The 26,251-nt window shown below is 66.6% G+C and carries 27 protein-coding genes; 2 read left to right on the top strand and 25 right to left on the bottom strand.

The window, feature by feature from the left end:
• Positions 1–400 precede the first annotated feature (400 nt).
• The 20 genes from tyrS to infC form a co-directional block, all read right to left on the bottom strand.
• Positions 401–1,708 (bottom strand): tyrosine--tRNA ligase, encoded by a 1,308-nt coding sequence (gene tyrS / locus B7R21_RS07265; RefSeq protein WP_116282566.1) that lies wholly within the window; start codon positions 1,706–1,708, stop codon positions 401–403.
• A gap of 19 nt (positions 1,709–1,727) precedes the next feature.
• Entirely contained in the window at positions 1,728–2,387 is a 660-nt protein-coding gene (locus B7R21_RS07260) for a DNA-3-methyladenine glycosylase (protein ID WP_116282565.1), read from the bottom strand.
• 20 nt (positions 2,388–2,407) lie between these two features.
• Entirely contained in the window at positions 2,408–2,638 is a 231-nt protein-coding gene (locus tag B7R21_RS07255; RefSeq protein WP_116282564.1) for a hypothetical protein, read from the bottom strand.
• On the bottom strand, positions 2,635–4,125 hold the full coding sequence (argH, locus tag B7R21_RS07250) for an argininosuccinate lyase (protein WP_116282563.1): 1,491 nt from the start codon (positions 4,123–4,125) through the stop codon (positions 2,635–2,637). The genes B7R21_RS07255 and argH overlap by 4 nt, the downstream gene beginning before the upstream one ends.
• A 4-nt stretch (positions 4,126–4,129) precedes the next feature.
• Positions 4,130–5,344, bottom strand: a complete 1,215-nt coding sequence (locus B7R21_RS07245; protein WP_116282562.1) for an argininosuccinate synthase — start codon at positions 5,342–5,344, stop codon at positions 4,130–4,132.
• Between the two features lie 76 nt (positions 5,345–5,420).
• Positions 5,421–6,344, bottom strand: coding sequence for an ornithine carbamoyltransferase (argF, locus tag B7R21_RS07240; protein ID WP_116282561.1), 924 nt, complete (start codon positions 6,342–6,344; stop codon positions 5,421–5,423).
• Complete coding sequence (locus B7R21_RS07235; protein WP_116282560.1) at positions 6,341–7,612, bottom strand: acetylornithine transaminase; 1,272 nt, start codon at positions 7,610–7,612, stop codon at positions 6,341–6,343. The genes argF and B7R21_RS07235 overlap by 4 nt, the downstream gene beginning before the upstream one ends.
• Entirely contained in the window at positions 7,609–8,619 is a 1,011-nt protein-coding gene (gene argB / locus B7R21_RS07230; RefSeq protein ID WP_116282559.1) for an acetylglutamate kinase, read from the bottom strand. Before argB ends, B7R21_RS07235 begins: the two co-directional genes overlap by 4 nt.
• A complete protein-coding gene (argJ, locus tag B7R21_RS07225; protein ID WP_116282558.1) occupies positions 8,619–9,776 on the bottom strand; it encodes a bifunctional glutamate N-acetyltransferase/amino-acid acetyltransferase ArgJ in 1,158 nt (385 codons plus the stop codon). Before argJ ends, argB begins: the two co-directional genes overlap by 1 nt.
• Complete coding sequence (gene argC, locus B7R21_RS07220) at positions 9,773–10,819, bottom strand: N-acetyl-gamma-glutamyl-phosphate reductase (RefSeq protein ID WP_116282557.1); 1,047 nt, start codon at positions 10,817–10,819, stop codon at positions 9,773–9,775. The genes argJ and argC overlap by 4 nt, the downstream gene beginning before the upstream one ends.
• 114 nt (positions 10,820–10,933) lie before the next feature.
• Entirely contained in the window at positions 10,934–13,474 is a 2,541-nt protein-coding gene (gene pheT / locus B7R21_RS07215; protein ID WP_116282556.1) for a phenylalanine--tRNA ligase subunit beta, read from the bottom strand.
• A 2-nt stretch (positions 13,475–13,476) separates the two neighbouring features.
• Positions 13,477–14,523: a phenylalanine--tRNA ligase subunit alpha gene (gene pheS, locus B7R21_RS07210; protein WP_116282555.1), complete on the bottom strand. Its 1,047-nt coding sequence runs from the start codon at positions 14,521–14,523 to the stop codon at positions 13,477–13,479.
• A 15-nt stretch (positions 14,524–14,538) separates the two neighbouring features.
• Positions 14,539–15,372 (bottom strand): amino acid ABC transporter permease, encoded by an 834-nt coding sequence (locus B7R21_RS07205; protein ID WP_116282554.1) that lies wholly within the window; start codon positions 15,370–15,372, stop codon positions 14,539–14,541.
• Positions 15,369–16,013: an amino acid ABC transporter permease gene (locus B7R21_RS07200; RefSeq protein ID WP_116282553.1), complete on the bottom strand. Its 645-nt coding sequence runs from the start codon at positions 16,011–16,013 to the stop codon at positions 15,369–15,371. Before B7R21_RS07200 ends, B7R21_RS07205 begins: the two co-directional genes overlap by 4 nt.
• Positions 16,014–16,044: 31 nt before the next feature.
• Complete coding sequence (locus B7R21_RS07195) at positions 16,045–16,953, bottom strand: glutamate ABC transporter substrate-binding protein (RefSeq protein WP_116282552.1); 909 nt, start codon at positions 16,951–16,953, stop codon at positions 16,045–16,047.
• 23 nt (positions 16,954–16,976) lie between these two features.
• Positions 16,977–17,726, bottom strand: coding sequence for an amino acid ABC transporter ATP-binding protein (locus B7R21_RS07190; protein WP_116282551.1), 750 nt, complete (start codon positions 17,724–17,726; stop codon positions 16,977–16,979).
• Between the two features lie 154 nt (positions 17,727–17,880).
• Positions 17,881–18,681 (bottom strand): TrmH family RNA methyltransferase, encoded by an 801-nt coding sequence (locus tag B7R21_RS07185; protein WP_116282550.1) that lies wholly within the window; start codon positions 18,679–18,681, stop codon positions 17,881–17,883.
• Positions 18,682–18,712: 31 nt separating this feature from the next.
• The gene (gene rplT / locus B7R21_RS07180) at positions 18,713–19,102 is read right to left on the bottom strand and encodes a 50S ribosomal protein L20 (protein ID WP_116282549.1); all 390 of its coding nucleotides are present in this window, start codon (positions 19,100–19,102) and stop codon (positions 18,713–18,715) included.
• A 30-nt stretch (positions 19,103–19,132) separates the two neighbouring features.
• Entirely contained in the window at positions 19,133–19,327 is a 195-nt protein-coding gene (gene rpmI, locus B7R21_RS07175) for a 50S ribosomal protein L35 (protein WP_104243253.1), read from the bottom strand.
• 27 nt (positions 19,328–19,354) lie between these two features.
• Positions 19,355–19,972: a translation initiation factor IF-3 gene (gene infC / locus B7R21_RS07170; RefSeq protein WP_116282587.1), complete on the bottom strand. Its 618-nt coding sequence runs from the start codon at positions 19,970–19,972 to the stop codon at positions 19,355–19,357.
• Positions 19,973–20,260: 288 nt separating this feature from the next.
• On the opposite strand from infC, the gene B7R21_RS07165 reads away from it, so the two are divergent.
• The gene (locus B7R21_RS07165; protein ID WP_116282548.1) at positions 20,261–20,584 is read left to right on the top strand and encodes a DUF1844 domain-containing protein; all 324 of its coding nucleotides are present in this window, start codon (positions 20,261–20,263) and stop codon (positions 20,582–20,584) included.
• A 5-nt stretch (positions 20,585–20,589) separates the two neighbouring features.
• Positions 20,590–22,080 carry a cryptochrome/photolyase family protein gene (locus B7R21_RS07160; protein WP_116282547.1) on the top strand — a complete coding sequence of 497 codons (1,491 nt, stop codon included), beginning with the start codon at positions 20,590–20,592 and terminating at the stop codon, positions 22,078–22,080.
• Positions 22,081–22,167: 87 nt separating this feature from the next.
• Here the strand turns inward: B7R21_RS07160 and B7R21_RS07155 are convergent, their stop codons facing one another.
• The 5 genes from B7R21_RS07155 to B7R21_RS07135 all read right to left on the bottom strand — a co-directional run bounded on the left by B7R21_RS07155 (position 22,168) and on the right by B7R21_RS07135 (position 26,231).
• Positions 22,168–22,977, bottom strand: coding sequence for an SseB family protein (locus tag B7R21_RS07155; RefSeq protein WP_253259680.1), 810 nt, complete (start codon positions 22,975–22,977; stop codon positions 22,168–22,170).
• Positions 22,974–23,717 carry a bifunctional 1-(5-phosphoribosyl)-5-((5-phosphoribosylamino)methylideneamino)imidazole-4-carboxamide isomerase/phosphoribosylanthranilate isomerase PriA gene (priA, locus tag B7R21_RS07150; protein ID WP_116282546.1) on the bottom strand — a complete coding sequence of 248 codons (744 nt, stop codon included), beginning with the start codon at positions 23,715–23,717 and terminating at the stop codon, positions 22,974–22,976. The genes B7R21_RS07155 and priA overlap by 4 nt, the downstream gene beginning before the upstream one ends.
• Positions 23,718–23,861: 144 nt before the next feature.
• Positions 23,862–24,494: an imidazole glycerol phosphate synthase subunit HisH gene (gene hisH / locus B7R21_RS07145; protein ID WP_116282545.1), complete on the bottom strand. Its 633-nt coding sequence runs from the start codon at positions 24,492–24,494 to the stop codon at positions 23,862–23,864.
• Positions 24,491–25,099: an imidazoleglycerol-phosphate dehydratase HisB gene (hisB, locus tag B7R21_RS07140; protein WP_116282544.1), complete on the bottom strand. Its 609-nt coding sequence runs from the start codon at positions 25,097–25,099 to the stop codon at positions 24,491–24,493. The genes hisH and hisB overlap by 4 nt, the downstream gene beginning before the upstream one ends.
• Positions 25,100–25,109: 10 nt before the next feature.
• A complete protein-coding gene (locus tag B7R21_RS07135) occupies positions 25,110–26,231 on the bottom strand; it encodes a histidinol-phosphate transaminase (protein WP_116282543.1) in 1,122 nt (373 codons plus the stop codon).
• Between the last annotated feature and the right edge of the window lie 20 nt (positions 26,232–26,251).

The raw sequence follows: 26,251 nt of genomic DNA, 5'->3' as shown, positions 1-26,251 counted from the left end.
TAAACCCTCCCAAAGAAGGGCCTACTAATTTCAATTTCCCAAAGGAACCCGGACACCAAAAAGGTGCCACGGGGATTTGGCATTTGACAATGTGCACGCTGTTGAGTTCTCAAAGATCGGACGCTCCGCCCCAGCTGGTCTGTCTTGACGACAGAGACCGGAACAGGCAACTCGACTACTATATATCTACATCCGACCAGCTGTGCCCAAACTCAGGAACCGAACCGGACGAATCCGTTTCACTTCGAGGTTTTCACTGCTGGGGATGGCCCCGCTTGAGGCCGGTAAGCTCTTCCGCTTTCCGAACCTTTGGGGTGACAAGAAAGAACATTACGGGCATGTTTCCCGTCTGGCAAATCTCTGCTGTTTCTCGGGCGTGTCGCCCCGGAATCATGCGGAACTAGACGATCAGGATGCCGGCCGCCGTCTTCTTTCCGCGGCGGAGCACAACGATCCCGCCGGCCAGCGCGAGGGATTCCACCGTTCGGGAATCATCGGTCACCTTCGCATTGTTGGCGTACACCCCGCCCTGGACCATCGCTCGGCGAGCTTCACCGACCGATGAACAGAGTCCACTCTCGACCAGCGCCTGGAGCACAGGGGTACTTCCGGAGAGCGTCACTGTCGTCAACTCCCCCAGAGCCTGACGGAGCGTGCCCTCGTCGAGATCCGCGAGATCGCCGTTACCGAACAGTGCCGCCGCGGCCGCGACAGCGGCATCCGTTGCGGCTCGGCCGTGCACCAGAGAAGTGACCTCCTGCGCGAGCGTCCGCTGCGCCTCCCGCCGGAAGGGTTCGTCAGCCACCCGGGCGGCAAGCCGATCGAGCTCGGCACGACTCAGGAACGTGAAGATCTTGAGACGGTCGATGACATCGGCGTCGTCGGTGTTCAGCCAGAACTGGTAGAAGGCGTAGGGCGAGGTGAGCCGGTCATCCAACCAGACAGCATTACCCTCGCTCTTGCCGAACTTCGTGCCGTCGGAGTTGGTGATCAGGGGTGTTCCGATCGCGTGCACAGAGGTCTGTTCCGCCCGCCGGATCAGGTCGGTGCCACTCGTGAGATTGCCCCACTGGTCGCTGCCCCCGGTCTGGAGCACACACCCGTGGGTGCGGTAGAGCTCGAGGTAGTCGAGACCCTGCAGGATCTGGTAGCTGAACTCGGTATAGCTGATGCCCGCATCGGAGTTCAACCGCGCGCTCACCGCATCTTTCTTCAACATCGTTCCGACCCGGAAGTACTTGCCGATGTCCCGGAGGAAGTCGATGGCGCTGAGCGGCGCGGTCCAGTCGAGGTTGTTGACGAGGAGCGCCTGGTTGTCACCCTCGAAGCTCAGGAACCGGGAGATCTGCGCCTGCAGGTACCCGACCCATTCGGCCACGGTCTCGCGCGCGGTCAGTGTTCGCTCGGCGGTGGGCCGCGGATCACCGATCAGGCCGGTCGAGCCACCCACCAGCGCGAGTGGGTGATGCCCGGCCAGCTGGAGTCGGCGCATCAGCAACAGCTGTACGAGGTTGCCCAGATGCAGGCTCGGAGCGGTCGGATCGAATCCGCAGTAGAAGGTGATCGGGTCTCCTGCCAGGAGGTCCCGCAGTTCGGACGCATCCGTCGAGACGTGCACCAGGCCCCGCCACAGAAGTTCGTCCCACACGGAGTCGAAGGTCGGATCGTTGTTCTGGTCGGAGAGCGCTACAGGCACAGGGGAAGACACGCCCTCCAGAGTACCTCCGTCAGGGAAGATCGATGGCGGGCAACCTGGGGTGACGTTTGTAGGGCGAGACGGTCGAGTCGCCCGGGATCCAGAAGCGCCACGGATACTCGGGTGTTCCGCCGGGACCACCGAGACCCGTGCGCGGGCCGGTCTCGACGGCGACCGGATGCACGGGCATCCGAAGCTCATACGGCGACGCGGTGAGGTCGGCACCCCCATCGGCGAGCGGGATGCCGAGAGCGACCACCAGTCGGGCCGGGCCGCGAGCGAGGTCGCGCTGTTTCACGGACGATCCGCGGCGGTGCCCTGCGAGCTCGGCGCCCTCGACGATCTCGCCGGCACGGATGAGCACACCACTCGCCGACCCCTCCGGCGAACAGACGATGTTGGCACAGGTGTGCATGCCGTAGGTGAAGTACGTGTACAGGTGCAGGGGTTCGCCGAACATGGCCGCGTTCGAGGCGGTCCTGCCTCGGAAGGAGTGCGATCCGGGATCCTCCCCCACGCCGAGATAGGCCTCGACCTCGGTGATGCGGACCGACACTCGGCCCTCCGGTGAGGTGCGACTCAGGATGCCGCCGAGCAGCTGGGGCGCGATTTCGACCGCCGGGCGTGAGAACCACGTTCGGTCCGGGCCACGGAGAGGTTCGCCCGGCAGCTTCGCGGTGTGACCCGGCATCGTCGGGTTCGCCTGATCTGTCAGAAGAGCGCGATGCCGAGCGACAGCGTCAGGATCACAGCGGTGACCACGATCGCCGCCGCGACGGCGATGATGATCCAGAAGACGTACGGCTTCAGGGTCTTCCGCCACCACGGCGTCTTGTAGAGCGGGTGGTTGCGGATGTCCCGGTCGCCTTCGGGGAGCGGAGGATACGACTCGTTGGAGGTGGACTTTCGGCGCTTGGCGCGGTCATCGTTGTCGAGCGTCACACTGTTCCCTTGGGGTGGTAGATCAGAGGCTCGGCCAGGGTGGCCTCACTGTCGTGGGGTGTTCCCGAGATCGCGTCGCGGAGTTCTCGCACCAGCTCGGTGAGGTGGCTGAGCTGTTCGGCCACGCGCACGCCGGCCGTTCCGCCGGCTCCGGTGCGGCTCGCAATCGAACCTTCGACGGTGACGACGGTGCGCACATCCGGTGAGAGATGCGGGGAGACGGCCAGAAGCTGTTCATCTGTCGGCTCGTGCAGTTCGAGCCCGTTCGCCTCGCAGAACCTCACCAGGTCGCCGCTGATCTCGTGCGCATCACGGAAGGCGACGCCCTGCTTGACCAGCCATTCGGCGACGTCGGTCGCCAGCGAGAAACCCTGCGGAGCCAGTTCGGCAAGGCGATCGGTGTGGAACGTCAGGGAAGCCACCATGCCCGTGAAGGCCGGGAGCAGAACCTCGAGTTGTTCGACTGTGTCGAAGACGGGCTCTTTGTCTTCCTGGATGTCGCGGTTGTAGGCGAGCGGAAGACCCTTGAGGGTGGCGAGCAACCCCGTGAGGTTGCCGATCAGCCGGCCGGACTTGCCCCGCGCCAGTTCGGCGATGTCGGGATTCTTCTTCTGCGGCATGATCGACGAACCCGTCGAATAACTGTCGTGCAGCTTCACGAAACCGAACTCGCGGGTCGCCCAGACGATGATCTCCTCGGCGAAGCGCGAGAGGTTGATGCCGATCATGCTGGTGACGAAGGCGAACTCGGCGACCACATCGCGACTCGCCGTCGCATCGATCGAGTTCGGCATGGGGCCACCCGTGAGTCCGAGCTCCCGAGCGACGAGCGCGGGATCGAGGCCGAGCGAACTGCCGGCGAGCGCCCCGGCGCCATACGGCGACTCGGATGCCCGCACACTCCAGTCGCGGAGCCGTTCGAGATCTCGCACCAGCGGCCAGGCATGCGCGAGGAGGTGGTGGGACAGCAACACCGGCTGGGCGTGCTGGAGATGCGTGCGTCCCGGCATCGGCGCGTTCGGGTGCGCCGCAGCCTGGGACGCGATCGCATCGATGAGCTGGATGACGAGGTGGCCGATCGAGCGACCGTGGTCGAGCAGATACAGACGCACAAGCGTCGCGATCTGGTCGTTTCGACTCCGACCCGCCCGGAGCCTGCCGCCGAGTTCTGCTCCCGCGTAGACGGTCAGTCCCCGCTCGAGGGCCGAATGCACGTCTTCGTCGGACTCGGCAGCAGCGAACTCTCCCGATTCGATCGCGTCGCGCAACCGGTCGAGCCCGTCCGACATGGCAGCGAGCTCCTCCGTCGTGAGGTACCCGGCCTCCGCCAGCGCCTTCGCGTGCGCCCGGGAGCCGGCGATGTCGTACGGCCAGAGCTGCCAGTCGAACTGGGTCGACTTACTCAGGGCCAGGAGTTCGGGTGAGGGTCCGCTGGCGAAGCGGCCACCCCAGAGGGCGCCCGCTTCGCTCGCTCGATTGTCGGCCACGGAACTACGCTTCGATCGATCCGCCCGCGGCGTGGTCGCGGCGAGCCGAGATCTTCGAGGGGAGCGACCAGATCTCGATGAAGCCCTTCGCCTGCGACTGGTCGAAGGTGTCGCCCGTGTCGTAGGTGGCGAGATCGAAGTCGTAGAGGCTCTGCTCGCTCTTTCGCCCGGTGACGGTCGCCTTGCCCGCGTGCAGTTCGAGGCGCACCTCGCCGGAGACGTAGCGCTGCGTGTCGTCGATGAAGACGTCGAGCGAACGCTTGAGGCCCGAGAACCAGAGCCCGTCGTAGACGAGCTCCGACCACTTCGACTCGACACCGCGCTTGTAGCGCGCGAGATCGCGCTCGATCGTCAGGTTCTCGAGCTCCTCGTGGGCGGCGATGAGGGTGAGACCGGCGGGAGACTCGTAGACCTCGCGGCTCTTGATGCCGACAAGACGGTCTTCCACGATGTCGATGCGGCCGACACCCTGGGCGCCGGCGAGCCTGTTCAGCTGCACGACGGCCTCCAGCGGAGTGACGGGCTTGCCGTCGATCGCGGTCGGGATGCCTTCGGTGAATGTGATCGTCACTTCGGTGGCCGGACGTGCGATCGCCGGGTCTTCGGAGTAGGTGTAGAGGTCTTCGATCGGCGCGTTCCACGGATCTTCGAGGAAGCCGGTCTCGACGGCGCGGCCCCACACGTTCTGGTCGATGGAGTACGGGCTCTTCTTCGACTGCACGATGGGCAGGTTGTGCTCGGCCGCGTAGACGATCGCCTTGTCGCGGGTGAGGGCGAAGTCGCGCACCGGCGCCAGCGAGATGAGGTCGGGCGCGAGGGCAGCGACGGCTGCCTCGAAGCGAACCTGGTCGTTTCCCTTGCCCGTGCAGCCGTGCGCCACACTGTCTGCGCCGAGCGCGATCGCGGTCGAGGCGAGGTGCTTGGCGATGAGGGGACGGCTGAGCGCACTGACCAGCGGGTACCGCTTCTGGTACAGGGCGTTGGCCTTCAGGGCCGGCATCAGGTAGTCGTTCGCGAATTCATCGCGGGCGTCGATGACGACGGCCTCGACAGCGCCGCAGTCAAGCGCGCGCTGGCGGATGACCTCCATGTCCTCGCCCTCTTGGCCGACATCGATCGCCAGAGCGACGACGTCTTTACCGGTGGCGTCTTTCAGCCAACCGATGCCGACCGAGGTGTCGAGACCCCCCGAGTATGCGAGCACAACACGTTCCGCCACTTTTACTCCCTTATGGTGTTCTGAACTTCAAGCTTAGAGTGCGGGGCCTCCCGGCCCGCGCGGTACTGCGTGGCTGCTACGGCTGGCGCAGCAGCCAGACGAGGAGGGCCTTCTGGGCGTGCAGGCGGTTCTCCGCCTCGTCCCAGATGACACTCTGCGGGCCGTCGATCACGTCGGCGCTCACCTCGTAGCCACGGTCGGCAGGGAGACAGTGCAGGAAGAGGGCGTCGCTCTTGGCGTGGGCCATCAGCTCGCTGTCGACCTGGTAGCCGCCGAAGGTCTTCACCCGGGCGGCCTTCTCATCTTCTTTGCCCATCGACACCCAGGTGTCAGTGACGACGATGTCGACGCCCGACACCGCTTCGACGGGATCGGTGAAGATCGTCGCCGATCCTCCGGTGCGGCTCGCGATGGCCTGGGCATTCAGAACCACCTGGGCGCCTGGCGCGTACTCCGCCGGCGCCGCGATCCGCACGTGCATTCCTGCCGTCGCGCAGGCGAGCAGGTAGGACTGGCCCATGTTGCTCGCTCCGTCGCCGAGGAAGGTGACAGTGAGCCCGGCCAGTTCGCCCCGGTGCTCGCGGATGGTGAGCAGGTCGGCGAGGAGCTGGCAGGGGTGGAACTCATCGCTGAGCGCATTGATGACAGGCACGGACGTGCCGAGGGCCATCTCTTCGAGACCGGTCTGGGCGTAGGTGCGCCAGACGATCGCTGCGACCTGGCGTTCGAGAACCCTGGCGGTGTCGGAGGCTGTCTCCTTGCCACTCAGCTGGCTGTTCGCCGTGCTGATGATGAGCGGGCTGCCCCCGAGATCGGCGATTCCGACGGCGAAGGAGACCCGCGTGCGCGTCGACGACTTGTCGAAGATCACCGCGACGGTCTGCGGGCCGGCCAGTGGTCGCACCGAGAATCGGTCGCGTTTCAGTTCCGCGGCGAGATCGAGGATCTCGGCCTGCTCAGCGGTGGTGAGGTCGTCGTCACGGAGGAAGTGGCGGGTCATGAGGCGCTTTCTGCGTCGGCGGGCGTTGTGGGGGTCGTAACCGGCACGACCGGGTCAGGGGCCGGCGCGGCCGGGTAGCCGACGGCGGCGAGTGCAACGGTGAATCGGGTGATGAACGCGTCGACTTCGAGGTCGCGGATGATCAGGGGCGGCGCCATGCGGATGCTCGACTCGTTGGCCGCGTTGATGATGAGCCCGGCATCCATCGCCGCTGCGGCGAGCTTCAGCGCGATCGGCTCGGACAATCCGAGCCCGATCAGCAGGCCCTGTCCACGGATGTCGGAGATCAGGGGCGAGTTGAGCGCTGCAATGCGCTCCTTCAACTGGGCGCCCCGGCGCTCCGCGTTGCCGACCAGGTCACGATCCTCGATCTCGCCGAGTACGGCATTGGCCGCGGCCGTGGCGAGAGGGTTGCCGCCGAAGGTGCTGCCGTGCATCCCGCGTTGGAAGAGATCGGATGCCCAGCCGAACGTGACGAGCGAGCCGATCGGCACTCCGCCTGCCATTCCCTTGGCAACCGTGACGGCATCGGGCAGGATGCCGGCGTATTCGTAGTTGAACCAGCGGCCGGTGCGACCGACGCCGGTCTGGATCTCGTCGAGGATCAGGAGCACACCGTGCTGTTCGGTGAGTTCCCGGGCACGGGCGAGGTAGCCGGCCGGCAGGTCGATGACACCCGCCTCCCCCTTGATCGGCTCGAGGAAGAGCGCCGCGACCGTGCCGTCGATCGTCGCCTCCAGTGCCTCGATCGTGGAGTCGATGTGAACGACGCCGGCGGGCATCGGCTCGAACGGGGCGCGCATGTCGGGCTTGCCGGTGAGCGCCAGGGCACCCATTGTGCGCCCGTGGAAGGAATTCTTCAGGGCCACGATCTTCGTGCGGAGCCCTGAGCTGTTCAACCGTGCGAGCTTGAAGGCGGCTTCGTTTGCTTCGGCCCCGGAATTGCAGAAGTAGACCCGACCGGCAGAGCCGGCTCCGGTGAGGCGCTTCAGTCGTTCGGCAAGCTCGAGCTGGGGCCGCGTGGAGAAGTAGTTCGACACGTGCGCAAGGGTGCCCACCTGGCGCGTCAGCGCTTCGACGAGCACGGGGTGGGCGTGGCCGAGCGAGTTGACGGCGATCCCGGCGAGGAAGTCGAGGTACTCCTTCTCGTTCTCGTCCCAGACGAAGGCGCCGCGCCCGTGCGTCAGGAGCGCAAGCGGCTGGCCCATGGTTCGCATGAGCGACTCATTGAAGGTGTCGACCCAGCTGGTGGTGGTTTCGATGCTCACAGGCTCTGGTTCTCTTCCTCGGATTCGATCTGTGTGGGCTCTGCGTGCTGTGTGGGCTCTGCGTGCTGAGTGGGCTCTGCGTGCTCAGAATCGACGCGAACGACCTCGGTGCGCACGACCTCGGTGCCGATCCCGCTCTGGGTGAACACCTCGAGCAGGATCGAGTGCGGGATACGCCCGTCGATGATCGCCGCTTTCTGCACCCCGCCGTCGACCGCTTCGAGGCACGCGGACATCTTGGGGATCATCCCGGATTCCAACGAGGGAAGCAGCGCCCGCAGAGATTCGGCCTCGATGACGGAGACCAGGGAGTCCCTGTTCGGCCAATCCGAATACAGGCCCGCGACATCGGTGAGGATGACGAGCTTGGCGGCTCCCAGGGCGACGGCGAGCGCTGCGGCCGCCGCATCTGCATTGATGTTGAGCACCGACCCGGGTTCGTCGCGGTCGGGCGCGATCGAGGAGATGACCGGGATGCGGCCGGCAGCGAGCTGATCGAGCACCGTTTCAGGATTGACACCGACCACGTCGCCCACCAGCCCGAGGTCGACCTGCTCGCCATCGACCTCGATGGTGCGGCGTTGCCCCTCGAACAGCCCGGCGTCTTCACCCGACATGGCCGAGGCGAGCGGCCCGTGCTCATTGATGTGGCTCACGATGTCACGGCTGATCTGGCCGGTGAGCACCATGCGCACCACATCCATGGCCTCGGGACTGGTGACCCGGTAGCCGCCCCGGAACTCGCTCTCGATGCCGAGTCGGTCGAGCATCCGGGAGATCTGCGGCCCTCCACCGTGCACGACGACGGGGCGGATGCCGGCGAAGCGCAGATAGACGATGTCTTCGGCGAAGGTGCGCTGCAGCTCGGGATCGACCATGGCGTTGCCGCCGAACTTGATCACCATGATCTGGTCGCGGAACGACTTCAGCCACGGCAGGGATTCGATGAGGGTCGCAGCCTTCACGGCGGCGAGGTCGTGGTCTTCGGCCAGGGTCATGTCTGCCATCAGCTGGCGTACGCGCTGTTCTCGTGCACGTAGTCGTGGGTGAGGTCGTTGGTGAAGATCGATGCGGTCTGATCTCCCACGTGCAGATCGATCAGCACGCTGACGGCCCGCGGGGACAGGTCGATGAGGTCGCGATCCTCGAACGGCTCGCCCGCCCTGCAGATCTTGACGCCGTTGATGGTCACATCGATGTTGTACGGGTCGAACTCCGCGTCGGTCGTGCCGACGGCGGCGAGCACACGGCCCCAGTTCGGGTCGTTGCCGAAGATCGCCGCCTTGAAGAGGTTGCTTCGGGAGACGGCGCGCGACACCGTGACCGCCTCGTCTTCGGTGGCCGCGTTCGTGGTGGTGATCGTGATGTCGTGGCTCGCGCCCTCGGCGTCTCCCTGAAGCAGGAGGGCGAGGTCGTGGCAGACGGCGGTCAGACCCGCAGTGAAGGCGGCCAGGTCTGGCACGGTTCCGGATGCTCCACTCGCCAGCAGCGTCACGGTGTCGTTCGTCGACATGCAGCCGTCGGAGTCGACCCTGTCGAACGTCACCCGCGTGGCCGCACGGAGAGCGCTGTCGAGCGACCCGGCAGGCAGGTCGGCATCTGTGGTGATGACGACGAGCATGGTGGCAAGGCCCGGTGCGAGCATTCCCGCACCCTTCGCCATCGCTCCGATCGAGTAGCCGGGGCCGTTGAACACGGCCTCCTTCGACCGGGTGTCGGTGGTCATGATGGCGAGGGCCGCATCGGTTCCGCCCGTGGGCGAGAGCTCTCGGGTGACGACAGGCACTCCCCCGACCACACGGTCCCGGAAGACCTGGTCGCCGGTACCGATGAGCCCGGTCGAACACACGATGACGTCACCAGCAGACACGCCGAGCGACTCGGCGACAGCCTCGGCGGTGGCGTGCGTCGTCTGGAAGCCGAATGCGCCCGTGTAGCAGTTCGCCCCGCCGGAGTTCAGGATGACCGCAGCCACGCGCCCGTCTTCGATGACCTTCTCGCTCCAGAGCACCGGGTTCGCCTTGCAGCGGTTCGAGGTGAAGACGGCGGCGGCGGCAGTGCTCGGGCCCCGGTTCACCACCAGCGCGAGGTCGAGGCCCCCAGAGGACTTCAGGCCCCGGGCGATTCCGGCCGCCTCGAATCCGGCGGGTGCGGTGACGCTCACGGAGCGAGCCCGTCGATCGGCAGGCCGAGCGTCTCGGGCAGGCCGAGGGCGATGTTCGCGGACTGGATGGCGGCACCCGCCGTGCCTTTCACCAGGTTGTCGATCGCTGTGACGGTGACCACCCGGTCGGCTGCCTCGTCGACCGCCACCCCGATGAGGGCGGTGTTCGCCCCGACCACGTCGGAGAGGGAGGGGAACTGGCCCTCGGGCAGCACATGCACGAACGGCTCGTCGGCATACGCAGTGACCCAGGCCGACCGCACGTCGTGCGCGCTGATGCCCGCAGCGAGCCTCGCGGTCGACGTGGCGAGGATACCCCGCGCGCTCGGGATGAGCACGGGAGTGAACGACACACTCACCCGCGTTCCCGCGGAGAGACTGAGGTTCTGCACGATCTCCGGGTTGTGCCGGTGGGCTCCTGCGATGCCGTAGGCACTCGCTGATCCGAGCACCTCACTCGCCAGGAGGTTCGTGCGAAGACTCTTGCCGGCGCCCGAGGGGCCGACGGCCAGCACTGCGACGAGGTCGACGGGCTGGATGACTCCGGCGCGGAGGCCCGGCGCCAGAGCCAGGCTGATCGCGGTGACGTTGCAGCCGGGCACGGCAATGCGTGTCACGCCGGCCAGCTTGGATCGCTGCTGCTGGTGGTCGGCGATGAGGAGCTCGGGCAGGCCGTACGGCCAGGCACCGAAGAACTCGCCGCCGTAGAACTTCGCCCAGTCGGCCTCGTCGGTCAGCCGGTGGTCTGCGCCGCAGTCGACCACAAGGGTGTTCTCATCGAGCGTCTCGGTGAGGGCACCGGATTTGCCGTGCGGGAGGGCGAGGAACACGATGTCGTGCCCGGCCAGAGCCTCGGTGGTGGTGGGGCTGAGCACCAGGCCGGCGTAGGAACGCAGGTGCGGATGCACAGCGAGAAGCGGCTGACCGGCGTTGCTGTTGGCCGTAACCGTGCGCACCTCGAACTCCGGGTGACCCGCCAGCAGGCGCAACAATTCGCCACCTGCGTACCCGCTTGCTCCTGCTACCGCCACCGAAAAAGACATAGGTCAAATGTAGTCCTTGCTCAGAAGTCGCCCTGACGCCCGCGGCCCTTCTGTGGAGAAGCTACCGGATCCGCGCCCTGTGGAGAACAGGAAAGAAGGGCGCGGATCCGTCGATCACTCGCGGACGGTCGCCCCGAAACGCCGGGATGCCTCTGCAGCACCCGCGATCCGCGCCTCGCTCGCTTCGGCAGCGGTCAGTGTGCGGTCGTTCGCCCGGAAGCGCAGCGCAAAGGTGAGCGACTTCGAACCACCGTCGATCCCGCTGCCGCGGTAGTCGTCGACCAGGTGGATGCCCTCGAGCAGTTCCCCGGCCCCCGACACCACAGCGTCGAGAACGTCCCCCGCAGCCACGGACTCGGCGACGACCAGCGAAACGTCCTGCGTCGCGGCCGGGTAACCGGCGAGCGGAGACGCCTGAACGCTCCGCGCCGCGAGTTCCATCAGAGCCGACAGGTCGAGTTCCGCCACCCCGACCACTCGCGGCAGGTCGAGTTCGGCGGCGAGCGCGGGCAGCAGCTCACCGACGTACCCGACGCTCACCACATCGGCACCCGCGCCGACCGGAACCACGATCTCCGCGGTGCGCCCCGGGTGAAGCGCCGTGTGCGATCCCTGGCGAACAGTCACCGGCACATCGAGCGCCGACGCGAGCAGCTTCACTGTGTCGAGCACGTCGGCCACGCCGAACGGAACCGCAGGTTGCCCGGGCTGCTTCTCGACCGCATTGCCGAGAACGAGCAGCCCCACATGCCACGGCTGCGGCGGAATACTCGCGTTCAGGTCATCCAGAACCGGAGCAGCTGGCAGGGATGCACCCTGCGGCACCTCGACCACGCCGTATTCTGCACCCGCCACCGGCAGGAAGACGGCGCCGATCTCGTAGACCGAGAGGTCGGTGAGGCCGCGCGAGAGATTGCGCCGGGCGATGTCGATGAGCCCGGGCAGCAGTGTCGTGCGGAGCAGCGGCGCCTCTGCATCGAGCGGATTCGCGAGCTTCATCGCCGGTGCGACCGTGTCGTCAGCCGACCCGAACGTGCGGTTCGAGACCGACGAGATGAACGGGTATGCGAGCACCTCGGTCGATCCGCTGGCGGCGAGCGTCTCGGCCGCGAGCCGACGCAGCTGCTGCTCGCGGGTGAGCCCCCGGCCGGGTGGGGCTGTCGGGATCACGGACGGGATCCGCGAATACCCCACGATGCGCGCGACCTCTTCGGCCAGCGTCGACTTGTGGGTGAGGTCGGGGCGCCACGACGGCGGCGACACGAGCAGACCGTCGTGCGCGTATTCGAGAGTGGCACCGATCTCGATCAGCGACGAGGTGATCTCGTCATCGGTGTACTCCACTCCGACGAGACCCGAGATGTAGCGGTCGGGCAGGAAGATCGGTGCGAGCTGGTCGTGCGCGTGGTACCCGGATCCGGTGCCGTCCGCTCGCGCACCGCCGAGCTCCTCGAGCAGCTGCACGGCCCGCGTGGCCGCGGCGACGGCGACTTCGGGGTCGACGCCGCGCTCGAAACGCTTCGACGCCTCGCTCGGCAGTTTGTGACGCCGGGCCGTTCGCGCCACGGTCACCGGGTCGAAGTTCGCAGCCTCGATCAGCACGTCGGATGTCGCGTCGGAGATCTCGGTCGAGAAACCGCCCATCACGCCCGCGAGTCCGATCGCCCCGGTGTCGTCGGCGATCACCAGGTCTTCGGGGTCGAGCGTGCGCACCTGCCCGTCGAGGGTCTTGAGCGTCTCGCCGGGGGCGGCCCGGCGGACGACGATGCCGCCACGGACCAGATCGAGATCGTAACCGTGCAGAGGCTGGCCGAGCTCGAGCATCACATAGTTCGTGATGTCGACGACGAGGGAGATCGAGCGGATGCCCGCGAGCTTCAGTCGCGCGATCATCCACGCCGGGGTCGGAGCGGTCTGGTCGACGCCGCGAACCACCCGCGTCACGAACACCGTCGCGCCGACGCGGCCGCGGATCGGTGCGTCATCGGAAACGGTGACCGCGATACCCTCGGCCGGCTCGCCCGCGGGTCGCACCGAGGCCGGGTCACGGAACGTCGCGCCCGTGGCGTGGGCGTACTCCCGGGCGATACCGCGGATCGAAAAGGCGTAGCCGCGATCCGGAGTCACGTTCACCTCGACCGCCGCGTCGGTGAGACCGAGCAGTTCGAGCGCGTCGGTGCCGACCGCAGGGTCGAGGCCCAGGCTGCTGAGACGGAGGATACCGTCGTGCTCCTCGCCGAGCCCGAGCTCACGGGTCGACGCGATCATGCCGTCGGACACGTGACCATAGGTCTTGCGGGCGGCGATCGCGAAGTCGCCGGGCAGCACGGCGCCGGGCAGGGTGACGACGACCTTGTCGCCGGCGAAGAAGTTGCCGGCGCCGCAGACGATGCCCCGGACATCCGCTCCGCCATCGGCAGCGGCCTCGCCGGGCGCTGCGACGCGCACGGAGCACCAACGGATCGTCTTGCCGTTCGACTGGGGTTCCTCGGTGAAGTCGAGCACCTCACCGACGACCACAGGGCCATTGATGTCGAACTGGTGCGAGCCCTCCTCTTCGAGGCCGACGCTCACCAGGGCGGCGTGCACCTCCTCGATCGTGGTGCCCGCAGGCAGGTCGACGTACTCGGCAAGCCAACTCAGGGGAATACGCATGACTAGACCACCATTCCGAACTGTTGGCTGAAACGGACGTCGCCCTCGACCATGTCGCGCATGTCGTTGAGGTTGTTGCGGAACTGGAGGGTGCGCTCGATCCCGATTCCGAAGGCGAAGCCGGAATGGACGTCGGGGTCGATGCCGGCGGAGAGCAGCACGTTCGGGTTGACCATGCCGCAACCACCCCACTCCACCCAGCGCGCGCCGCCCTTGGCGTTCGGCTGCCAGACGTCCATCTCGGCGCTCGGCTCGGTGAACGGGAAGTAGTTGGGGCGCAGGCGGATCTTCGCATCGTCGCCGAACATCTTGCGCGCGAAGAACTCGAGCGTGCCGCGGAGGTGAGCCATGGTGAGACCCTTGTCGACGGCGATGCCCTCGACCTGGCTGAAGACGGGCGTGTGCGTCGCGTCGAGTTCGTCGGTGCGGTAGGTACGACCGGGCGCAATCACGTAGACGGGCAGCTCACGGCTCAGCAGCGAGCGGATCTGCACGGGCGACGTGTGCGTGCGAAGCAGCAGGTGCGAAGACACCGGGTCCACGAAGAACGTGTCCTGCATGGCGCGGGCCGGATGATCGGGGTCGAAGTTCAGCGCGTCGAAGTTGAACCACTCGTTCTCGAGTTCGGGGCCCTCTGCGATCTCCCAGCCCATTCCCACGAAGATGTCGCCGATCTTCTCCTGCAGGAGGGAGAGCGGATGGCGCGCACCGAGGCGCTTCTTCACGGGTAGAGCGGTGACGTCGAGCGCTTCGTCAGCGAGTTGCGCCGCATTCTCGAGCGCGACGACATCGGCCTCTTTCGCGGCCAGCGCCTGGTTGACCCGCGCGCGGGCCTGGCCGACGAGCTTGCCGGCGGACGCCTTCTGGTCGTTGGGCAGGCTGCGGAGCTGCCCATTCAGGCGTGCCAGCGGAGACGCCTCCCCCGCATGCGCGGAGCGCGCCGCCTTGAACGATGAGGTGTCGCTGACCGCCGCGACGGCTGCGAGCGCAGCCTCGACGGCCGCGGCCACGGACTCTTCGGAGAGGACAGGGATTTCGGGATCAGACACGGGACACAAGTTTAGCTAGGTCGCCGCACTCATCGATTCGTCGGCGACGACTTTGCTGACCGTGAATCCGCGCCGCTTCGCCAGCTGCCGCGCGATGGTCGAGATAGTGAGGTTGATCGCCAGGTACATGGCGAGCATGACCAGGAAGATCGAGAAGAAGTACTGCTGGCGCCCGACGAATTCGGCGAGCAGTTCTCCCTCACGGATGAGCGCCACCTGGCCGACGATGTACCCGAGGGCCGTGTCTTTCAGCAGAACCACGATCTGCGCCACGATGATCGGCAGCATGTTGCGGAAGGCCTGCGGGAACTCGATCTGCAGGCGGGCCTGCAACGGGCGGAGCCCGATGGCGAGCCCGGCCTCGCGCTGGCCCTTCGGCAGAGCGACCACGCCCGAACGCAGGGCCTCACCGATGATCGCGCCGTTGTAGACCGCGAGCGCACTGACCACAGCCCAGAACGCACTGACTCCCGGGAAGGCGAGCAGGATGAACAACATCATCAACAGCACGGGCATACCGCGGAAGAACTCGAGCCCGATCGTCGTCGGAATGCGGATGACGCGGTGCGACGACATCCGGAGCAGGGCGAAGACCATACCGAGCAGCAGGGCGAGTACGGTCGCGACGAGCGCCGACTGCAGCACGACGACCAGCCCGTGGAGCAGCACCGCCCAGACCAATGGGTCGTTGAAGATGTCCCAGCGGGTGGGATCCCACATGCCCTTCTGCCAGAGCGTCAGGCCGGTGTATGCCAGCAGCGCGAGCACGACGATTCCGGTGATCCACGAGATCACCCGTGCCCGCACCTTCGCCTTCGGGCCGGGCACGTCATACAGCACACTGGTCATCGCCTGATCACCACCCGTCGCTCGAGGAAGTCGGCCAGCTGGCCGAGGGGAATCGTGATGAGGAGGTAGAAGGCAGCGACGCCGACGAGCACCAGGATGACCTGGTCGCCGTTCTCGTTCACGAGCCTTCGGCCGGAGTTGAAGAGTTCGAAGATGAAGAAGCCGCCCGCGATCGAGGTGTTCTTCGTCAGCGCGATCATCACGTTGATGATCGGCGGAATGACGCTCCGGATGGCCTGCGGCAGCACCACGAGGGTGACCGTCTGGCCGAACGTCATACCGATGCTCCGGGCGGCCTCGGCCTGGCCGACCGGCACACCGTTGATGCCCGAGCGGATCGCCTCGGCGAAGAACGGAGCGGTGTAGAGGGTCAGGGCGAGCACGGCCGAGAACATGAACGGCAGGATGACACCGAGGATCGGCAGCACCACGAAGCAGAAGATGAAGACGAGAACCAGGGGCGTGTTGCGGAGGATCTCGGTGTAGACGGTTGCGGTGGCCCGGAGGCTCCCGATCGGCGAGATGCGCATGGCGGCGATCACGGCGCCGAGCGGCAACGCGAGGACTATCGTGAGCAGTAGCAGCGCGAGGGTCTGCAGGAAAGCCTCGAGGTACAGCGGCAGATTGTCGAAGATGACCACGGGGCCTCCCTTCAGGGTTCGCGGGGAGGAATCAGTACTGGTCGATAGTCGGCGGTGTCGGCACGGGGATCACGGTGCCGGCCGTCTGCTCGAAGAGTCGTGCCCAGGTGCCGTCGTCGTACGCGGCCTGCAGGGTCTCGTTCACGAAGGTGCGCATGGCGGTGTCGTCCTTGGTGAGGCCGATGCCGTAGGGCTCCTGGGTGAAGGTGTCACCGACCAACTTGAAGACGCCCGGGTTCTGGTCGACGAAGCCCGACAGGATGACGTTGTCGGTGGTCATCGCAACGACCTGACCGTTCTTCAGCGGGTCGAGGCACTTGCTGTAGACGTCGGTCGGCTGGAGCACCGCACCATACTTCTCGACGATGTTCGACGCCGGCGTCGAACCCTCGACCGAACAGACCGCCTTGCCGGCCAGGTCTTCGGGCTTGGTGATCTCGGTGTTGCCCTCCAGCACGAGGATGCTCTGGCCTGCCACGAAGTAGGGGCCCGCGAAGTCGACGACCTGCTTGCGCTTGTCGTTGATCGTGTAGGTGGCGATGACGGCGTCGACCTGGCCGCTCTGCAGGAAGGGCTCACGGTTCGCTGAGACCGTCTCTGTCCATTCGATCTTGTCGAACGGGATGCCGAGCTTCGAGGCGACCAGCGAGCCGATCGCGGCGTCGAAGCCGACCGGCTTGCCGTCGAGGCCGCGCAGGCCGAACAGTGGCTGGTCGAACTTCGTGCCGATCTTCATAGTGCCGGCCTCGGCCAGCTTCGCCATGGTCGTGCCCGCCTCGAAAGTCGGGCTCTCGGCGACTGCGAGGTCGTAGGGGCCTGCACCGGCGGCCGAGGTGGAGGTGCTGCCACCGCTGGTCGCGCTGCCGGGAGCGCCGCAGGCGGTCAGGGCGACGGCGACGGCGGCTGCGGCCGTACCGATCAGGATCTTTCGGAGCTTCATGTGTCTTCTTCCTCTAGGGGTGGTCAGTGGGTCAGGATCTTGGAGAGGAAATCTTTGGCACGTTCGCTCTTCGGGTGGTCGAAGAACTCGGCCGGCGTGGTGTCTTCGACGATGCGGCCGTCTGCCATGAAGACCACACGATCGGCGGCCCGGCGGGCGAAGCCCATCTCGTGCGTCACGACGATCATCGTCATGCCCTCTTTGGCGAGGCCGACCATCACGTCGAGCACCTCGTTGATCATCTCGGGGTCAAGCGCCGAGGTGGGCTCATCGAACAGCATGACGCTCGGCTGCATCGCGAGGGCGCGGGCGATGGCCACGCGCTGCTGCTGGCCGCCCGAGAGCTGGGCCGGCATCTTCTTCGCCTGGTTCGCGACGCCCACGCGTTCGAGCAGTTCCATGGCCCGGCCATCCGCCTCGGCCTTCGATTTCTTCGACACTGCGATGGGGCCGAGCGTCACGTTCTGCAGGATCGTCTTGTGGGCGAAGAGGTTGAAGGACTGGAAGACCATGCCGACATTCGCCCGCAGCTTCGCCAGGGCAGCGCCCTCGCTCGGCAGCGGCTGCCCGTCGATCGAGATGGTGCCGTCGTCGATCGTCTCGAGCCTGTTGATCGCGCGGCACAGTGTCGATTTACCCGATCCACTCGGCCCGATCACCACGACGACCTCGCCTTTGGCGATCGTCAGGTTGATGTCGTTCAGAACGTGCAGGTCGCCATAGTGCTTGTTGACGTGGTCGAGAACGACGAGGGGTGTTCCGGGTGCGTCCATGGCCCCCAGACAACCACACCCGTCCGGGGGGTCACGAATCGTGGGATCAAAAGTTACCCACCCGTAACATGGGAAACGGCTGAAGCAGAATACACATCTGCCTGAGAATTGACACAGACAACGGGCATCCGGAAGTCTTCAAGCCCTCTGACTGTCAACTGTGCTGGGCGAAGGCGCTCTCGTAGAGGCAGACGGATGCTGCGGTGGCGAGGTTCATCGACTCGGCCCGGCCATAGATCGGCACCGAGACGGCGCGATCCGCGAGCTTAAGGTCGTCATCCGTGAGTCCGCGCGCCTCGTTGCCGAACAGCCAGGCCGTCGGGGCTTTCAGCAGGCCGGAGGACCGCACCTCGAGCAGGTCGTCCCCCTTGATGTCTGCAGCGAGGATCTGAAGGCCCGCCTCGACAGCTCGCGCCTTCACGTCGGCGAGAGTCGCCTCGACCGCAACCGGGAGGTGGAAGAGGGATCCGGTCGTCGATCGGACGACCTTGGGGTTGTAGAGATCGACAGAGCGGCCGGTGAGGATCACGGCGTCGGCCCCTGCGGCGTCTGCGGCGCGGATGATCGTGCCGGCGTTGCCCGGGTCACGCACCTCTTCGAGGATGGCGATCAACCGGGGCCCGGCGGCGAAGATGTCCTTCACGGCCGTGGGGAACTGGTGACAGACCGCGATGAACCCCTGCGGTGTCACCGTGTCGCTCATGACTTCGAGCACCTGTTCGGAGACGAACTCGACGTCGACACCGGCATCGACAGCCGTCTGGGCGATGTCGGTGTACCGTTCGAGGGCCGTGGGGGTCGCGTAGAGCTCCACGACGAGTTGCGGGCTGAAGAGGAGCGCTTCGGAAACCGCCTGCGGCCCCTCCAAGAGGAAGAGCCCGGTCTCAGACCGGGCTCCCTTCTTGGCAAGTTTGGCGACGGCCCGAACACGCGGCGAACGCGGGTTATCAAGCATGTGCCAAGTCAAGCAGATTTATGCAGTTGTGCTACGCAGCGTCGACCTTCGGAGCAGACGTGTCGGCCGGCAGGGCCGCCTTCGCGCTCTCGACGAGGGCGGCGAACGTGGCCGGCTCGGTGACAGCGAGGTCGGCGAGGATACGACGGTCGACCTCGATACCGGCCAGGTTCAGACCCTGGATGAGGCGGTTGTAGGTGAGGCCGTTCAGGCGTGCAGCGGCGTTGATGCGCTGGATCCAGAGGCGACGGAAGTCACCCTTGCGGGCGCGGCGGTCGCGGTACGAGTAGACGAGGGAGTGGGTGACCTGCTCCTTGGCCTTGCGGTAGAGGCGCGACCGCTGGCCGCGGTAGCCCTCTGCGCGCTCCAGAATTACGCGACGCTTCTTGTGGGCGTTTACCGCCCTCTTTACTCTTGCCATCTTCTTCTAATCCTTTTTCGTCGTCGTGATTTAGAGGCCGAGGAGCTTCTTGATGACCTTGGCGTCCTGCGGGGCAAGAACCTGGTCGGTGTTCAGGCGGCGCTTGCGCTGGCCCGACTTCACTTCCAGGTTGTGGCGCATTCCGGCCTGCTGCTTCATGACCTTGCCGCTTCCGGTGATCTTGAAACGCTTCTTGGCCCCGGAATGGGTCTTCATCTTCGGCATGGTTGTCTCCTCGTGGGTTTTCGGTAGTTATTCGGCTGCGGCAGGCGTTGCTGCGGCGGGCGCAGCTTCGGCAGGTGCCTCGCGCGGCGGTTTTGCTGCAGCGCGTTGAGCGTTGGCCTCGGCTTTGGCCTCTGACTTGTTCTTCAGGGGACCGATCACCATGACCATGTTGCGACCGTCGATGGTCGGGCTCGATTCGACTGAACCGAACTCCGAGACATCTTCGGCAAATCTCTGGAGGAGCCGCACGCCCTGGTCGGGGCGGGACTGCTCACGGCCACGGAACAGGATCATCGCTTTCACCTTGTCACCGGCCTTGAGGAAGCCCTCTGCGCGCTTCCGCTTCGTCTCGTAGTCGTGCACATCGATCTTCAGACGGAAACGGACCTCTTTGAGGATCGTGTTCGCCTGGTTGCGCCGGGCCTCTTTCGCCTTCTGCGCAGCTTCGTACTTGAACTTCCCGTAGTCCATGATCTTGGCGACGGGTGGCTTGGAATTGGGGGCCACCTCGACCAGGTCAAGGTCTGCCTCTTGCGCGAGTCTGAGGGCCACGTCGATACTGACGACGCCAACCTGCTCACCGGCCGGACCCACGAGGCGAACCTCGGGTACTCGTATACGGTCGTTTGTACGGGGATCGCTGATGCGTTGCTCCTTCGATTCTGCGTGGGTGTCGACCGAGCCACCAGCATGAGCCGGGGGGCACGCGAAACTGGACTGCACCACGCAAAACAGGAAATATACCTGTCACAAACGCACCGCACCCTGTCTACCCGCATCGTTCTCACGACGCCGGCGGAGTGCAATCAACCCGATAACCTGTTAAGCGGTCATGCGGGTGGGAGATTCTCCACTTTCGATCTGCCACCTACTGGTGCCAGAGCCGCCCAGAAGTCTAGCAGAGACTCGGCCACAATCAAAGAACGGATACCCATGAGCGACGAAGCGCGCGACATCGCCGACGTACAGGCCGTGGAAGTCATCACGACCACCGCAGTGCACCTGATGAGTGCTGCGGCTGTGAAGGTCGGCCTCGCTGACGACCCCGACACCCAGCTCGACCTCGACGAGGCCCGCAAGCTGATCATCGCCCTCGCCGGGCTTGTCACGGCCGGCGCGCCGGAGATCGGCGACATGCACGCCCGTTCCCTGCGAGACGGTCTGCGCTCGCTGCAGCTGGCGTTCCGCGAGGCGTCGACGTTCCCCGACCCCATCGGTCAAGGCCCTGGCGAGAAGCTGACCGGGCCCGTTAACTAGGGAGCATGACCCCGGGCACCGACAGCACCACTGACCGCGTGCGCTGGATCTTCGCCGGCCAACTCGGCTCGCTCTTCGACGACGGCGGGCGGATGCTCCTCATCGAGGCACGCTCGGTCTTCGGGCGCCGCCCGATGCACAGGGCGAAGGCGCACCTCCTCCTCTCGGGCATCCGGCATCGTGCCGCGGAGCTCGGCGACCGTGTGGAGTTCCACCAGGTGGAGCACTACGGCGACGTGGTGAGCGGGCGCGACGACCTCGAGGTGATCGATCCGACATCGTACAGTGCGCGCCGGTACGTCAGACGGGTCGGTGCGCACATCCTGCCCAGCCGCGGATTCGTCACGAGCGAGACCGAATTCGCTCTGTGGGCTGGCAGCCGGGGCGGCAGACGACTGCTGCTCGAGGACTTCTACCGTTCGGTGCGGCAGCGCACGGGCATCCTGATGGAGGGCGAGACGCCCGCCGGCGGCCAGTGGAACTACGACGCCTCGAACCGGGAGCGGCCGCCCAAGGGTGCAGTGACGCTCGGTCTGCCCGATCCGTGGTGGCCGGAGGAGGACGAGATCGACGCGGGTGTGCGCGAAGACCTCGACCGGTGGCAGTCGGCCGGTCTGGTGCGTCTTGTCGGAATGGATGCTCCCCGGCGCTTCGCCGTGACCGAACGTGAGGCGAACCTCGCGCTCGACAGCTTCATCGAGACCCGCCTGAACGACTTCGGACCCTTCGAGGATGCCACCCTCACCGGCGACTGGACGATGGCGCACTCCCTGCTGAGCACGCCGCTCAACCTCGGGCTGCTCGATCCGCTCGCCGTCGTCACCCGGGTGGCCGCCGAATACCAGGAGGGTCGTGCACCCCTGGCCTCGGTCGAAGGATTCGTCCGGCAGGTGATGGGCTGGCGCGACTATGTGTGGCACCTCTACTGGCATCTCGGTGAGGACTACCGCACCTCCCACAACGCGCTCGCTGCCCACGAGCCGCTCCCCCGCGAGTTCACCGAGCTCGACGCCGATGCGATCACGGCGAACTGCCTGCACCACAGCATCGCCGGCGTGAAGCAGAACGGCTGGGCGCACCACATCCAGCGGCTGATGGTGATCGGCAACTGGGCGCTCCAGCGCGGCTACGACCCCGTCGCGCTCAACGACTGGTTCACGGACATGTTCGTCGACGGCACCCCCTGGGTGATGCCGGCCAATGTGATCGGCATGTCCCAGCACGCCGACGGGGGCATCGTCGCCACGAAGCCGTATTCGTCGGGCGGGGCCTACATCAACTCGATGACCGACTACTGCGGCGGTTGCCGGTACAACCCGCGGGTGCGGTTGGGTCCGGATGCGTGTCCGTTCACTGCCGGGTACTGGGCGTTCCTCGACCGCACCGAGCCGGTGCTGGCGCCGAACTTCCGCATGAAGCAGCCGCTCGCGCGGCTCCGGCGGCTGGCGGACCGCGCCGCGGTGGTTGCGCAGGAGCGGGAGCGCGAGGGGCTGTAGGGGGGCAGCGGTGCCTGCGCAGCCTCCGGCTCGGCTTGCAGCCTGCGGCTTGACTTGTGGCCTGCGGCTTGGCTTGCGGCCTGCGGCTCAGGAACCCTGTAGCAGCTTCAGCGACAGCGAATCGACCGCTTCTGCAATGACCTCGTTGTTCGTCCAGTTCTGCTGGAGGGCCGCGAGAAGCGCGGCGAGCCGGTCCCGGTCAAGGCCCGGCACGAGGGTGAGCTCGACGATCACCTCCGTGCCGACGAGCCGCGCCCCCGGGTCTCCCGCTGAGAGTCGGAGGCTCTGGATGTCGCGCTCCCCCTCCGCCGAGTGAGCGAACGCCTCGGCGACACGGGTGTCTCCGAGGGGAGAGACCCACGGTGTCGCCTGGGCGATCGCCCAGACAGCCGGGCGGCGGAGCACGAACTCGGTCGGCGAGGTCGGATCGAGGACGATCAGGTCGGTGCCCTCGCCCGCGGCGGCCAGGGCGACCCGGCGCGCGGCCGTCGGGATGGGGCGCGCCTTCGGATTCCAGCGGGCCATCGCCTCGGTCGAGGTGAAGGCGGGCTGCACGGTGCGACCGTCGGGTGCCTTCACCGTGACGATCGAGAGCTCCTGGGTCTTGTCGACGGTGCGTCCGTGCTCGTCGACGCCTGTTTCGCCTGCGTGCGCCAGGAGCGGAACGAGGAGCCGGGCATCCCGCACAGCCTCGACCACGGCGGCCTGGGCCGACAGGAGATCGGAGCCCGCCTCGGCGGTGGGGAGCGCCGCCAGAGCATGAAACCGGTTCACGGCTGCCACGAGGAGCTCCGGCGCGGCTCCGGCATCGCCGGCAAACGTGGTGGGATGCGAGGCGAAGGTTCGGCCGGCCCAGGGCTGTCCGGCCGAGTCGGCGGGGGTCAGGGCATCCGTCACTCCGAGGCGACCGCCAGCGCCTCGACCAGGGTGAAGGCGCCGGCGTAGAGTGCGCGCCCGACGATCGCACCTTCGAGGCCGCTGGGCACCAACGCGCGCAGTTCCCGTAGGTCGTCGAGGCTCGAGATGCCGCCCGAGGCCACGACCGGCTTGTCCGTGCGCTCCATCACCTGGCGGAGGAGCTCGACGTTCGGGCCCTTCAGGGTGCCGTCCTTCGTGACGTCGGTCACGACGTAACGTGCACAGCCCGCGTCTTCGAGCCGCGCCAGGACCTCCCAGAGGTCTCCGCCGTCTTCGGTCCAGCCGCGGGCCGCGAGCGTCGTGCCCCGAACATCCAGACCCACGGCGATCGCATCACCGTAGCGGGCGATGGCCTTCGCCGCCCAGTCGGGATTCTCGAGAGCGGCCGTGCCGAGGTTGATGCGCGTGGCACCGCTGGCGAGGGCGTTTTCGAGTGAGGCGTCGTCGCGGATGCCGCCAGAGAGCTCGATCTTGATGTTCTGGGCCTCGGCGATCACCCGTCGGATGACGTCGACGTTGCTGCCGCGCCCGAAAGCGGCATCGAGGTCGACGAGATGGATCCACTCGGCGCCCTGCGCCACCCAGTCCGCTGCAGCGTCGGCTGGGTCGCCGTGGTTCGTCTCTGTGCCGGCTTGCCCCTGGGTGAGGCGAACGGCCTGACCGTTGGAGATATCGACCGCGGGAAGCAGTTCGAGCGCGGGGGCAACGGTGTCGGTCATGGCTTTCCTTCGGTGCGGTGTGGATCGAGTCAGGAGTTTCAGTCGGATCGAGACCCGCTGAGCAACGGGAACTCCCGACTCGATCGGGCGAGTGGGAGGTGGGTCGGGGAGGGCGGGTGGGTCGGGGTGGCCGGGCGGGGAGGGCTAGAGGGTGGCCAGCCAGTTCTCGAGGAGGTGCATCCCCGCGTCCCCGGATTTCTCGGGGTGGAACTGGGTGGCGGAGAGCGGGCCGTTCTCGACGGCCGCGATGAACTCACCGCCGTGGTCGGCCCAGGTCACAGAGGCGGCGGGCAGGGGCGGTTGCACCTCGAGCTCCCACTGCTGGGCCGCATTGGAGTGCACGAAGTAGAAGCGCTCATCGGCGATGCCCGCGAAAAGGCGCGACGACTCCGGTGCACGAACGGTGTTCCAGCCCATGTGCGGCAGAACATCCGCCTTCAGTTCGGCAACCGTTCCGGGCCACTCGCCGAGGCCCTCCCTGTCGATGCCGCGCTCGATACCGCGGGCGAAGAGCACCTGCATGCCGACGCAGACACCCATCACCGGACGCCCCCCGGCAAGGCGCCTGTCGATGAGGTCGCCTCCCCGCACCGATTCCAGAGCCGCAATCACGGCACTGAACGCACCCACTCCGGGCACGAACAGCCCGTCGGCGTCGGCCGCGCGCCTGCGGTCACCCGTCAGCTCGACGGATGCCCCCACCTTCTCGAGCGCTTTGACGGCCGAGTGAACGTTGCCGCTGCCGTAGTCGAACACGACCACGCTCTTCTGTGTCACAGTGCGCCCTTGGTCGACGGGATGCCCGAGACCGACGGGTCGAGCTGCTTCGCGAAACGGAACGCCCGGGCGAACGCCTTGAATTCGGCCTCGGCGATGTGGTGGGGGTCGCGGCCCCCGAGCACAGTGATGTGCACGGTCAGGCCGGCGTGGAAGGTGATCGCCTCGAAGACGTGACGCACCATCGACCCCGTGAAGTGGCCGCCGATGAGGTGGAACTCGAAGCCCGCCGGCTCGCCCGAGTGCACGAGAAAGGGTCGGCCCGAGATGTCGACGACGGCCTGCACGAGGGCCTCGTCGAGCGGAACGAGGGCGTCGCCGAAACGCGAGATGCCACTCTTGTCGCCGAGGGCCTGGCGAATGGCCTGGCCGAGCACGATCCCGATGTCTTCGACGGTGTGGTGCACATCGATGTCGGTGTCGCCCGTCGCCTTGACGGTGAGATCGGTGAGCGAATGCTTGGCGAAGGCCGTCAGCATGTGGTTGTAGAACGGCACGCTGGTGTCGATGTTCGACACACCCGTTCCGTCGAGGTTCAGCGAGAGCTCGATGCTCGATTCGCTGGTCTCGCGGGTGAGGTGGGCGGTGCGCGGTTCGGTCGACATGGCAAAAAGTCTACCGGGGGGTGATCTCGTCCATCGCCTCGAGGAACGCGGTCGTCTCCGACTCTGTGCCGGCGCTCACGCGCAGGTGGTTCGGGAGCCCCAAGTCCCGGATGATGATCTCGCGCTCGAGGAGCTGCTCGAACATCCGGTGCGGGTCGGGAACTCCACCGAAGAGGATGAAGTTCGAGGTGCTCGCGGAGGGGCTGTAGCCGAGTTCGGCCAGGCGCCTGGCCATGCGATCACGCTGGGACTTGATGTCGTCGACCATCGCGAGCATCTGCGGCGCATGGGCCAGAGCCGCGGATGCAGCGGCCTGGGTGAGTGCGGAGAGGTGGTACGGCAGCCGAACCAGACGCAGTGCATCGCTGATGGCGGGATCTGCGGCGAGGTACCCGAGCCGCGCACCCGCGAAGGCGAAGGCCTTGCTCATGGTGCGGGAGACGATGAGGCGCGGTCGACCGTCGAGCAGCGAGAGGGCCGTGGGCTCGCCGGAGGGGCCGAACTCGGCGTAGGCCTCGTCGACGACGACGATCTTGTCGGTGGCGTCGTAGGCAGCGGCGATCGTCTCGAGGGAGAGAGGTGTGCCCGTGGGGTTGTTCGGCGCGCAGAAGAAGACCAGATCGGGATTGGTGCGCTCGACCCAGTCGACAGCGGTCTGCGGCGAGATCTCGAAGTTCTCGTCGCGGACGCCGGCGATCCACTCCGTGCCGGTGCCCGCCGCGATGATCGGGTGCATCGAATAGGTGGGCGGGAAGCCGAGAACGGAGCGCCCGGGACCGCCGAAGGCCTGCAGGATCTGCTGGAGGATCTCGTTCGAGCCGTTTGCGGCCCAGATGTTGTCGCGGGCGAGTTCGGCGAACGGCAAACCGGCCGTCGCCGACTCCTCGACAAGTGTGGCGTTCAGGTAGGCCGCCAGGCTGTCGCGGAGCTTCAGGAACTCACGGTCGGGGTACCGGTTGACCGTCCGCAGTTCGAGGGCGACTGCCTCGATGATGGAGCGAGCCACGTCTTCCGGGATGGGGTGCGTGTTCTCGTTGACGTTCAGGGCCACCCTGACCTTGAGCTCGGGTGCCCCGTAGGGCGTCAGCCCCCGGAGATCGTCACGGATGGGCAGATCGGCTAGAGAACTCACCCGGCCGAGTTTACCGGCAG

The organism is Subtercola boreus (assembly GCF_003399625.1).
Taxonomy (GTDB): domain Bacteria; phylum Actinomycetota; class Actinomycetes; order Actinomycetales; family Microbacteriaceae; genus Subtercola; species Subtercola boreus_C.
This window is presented reverse-complemented; position numbering and strand designations above follow the sequence as displayed.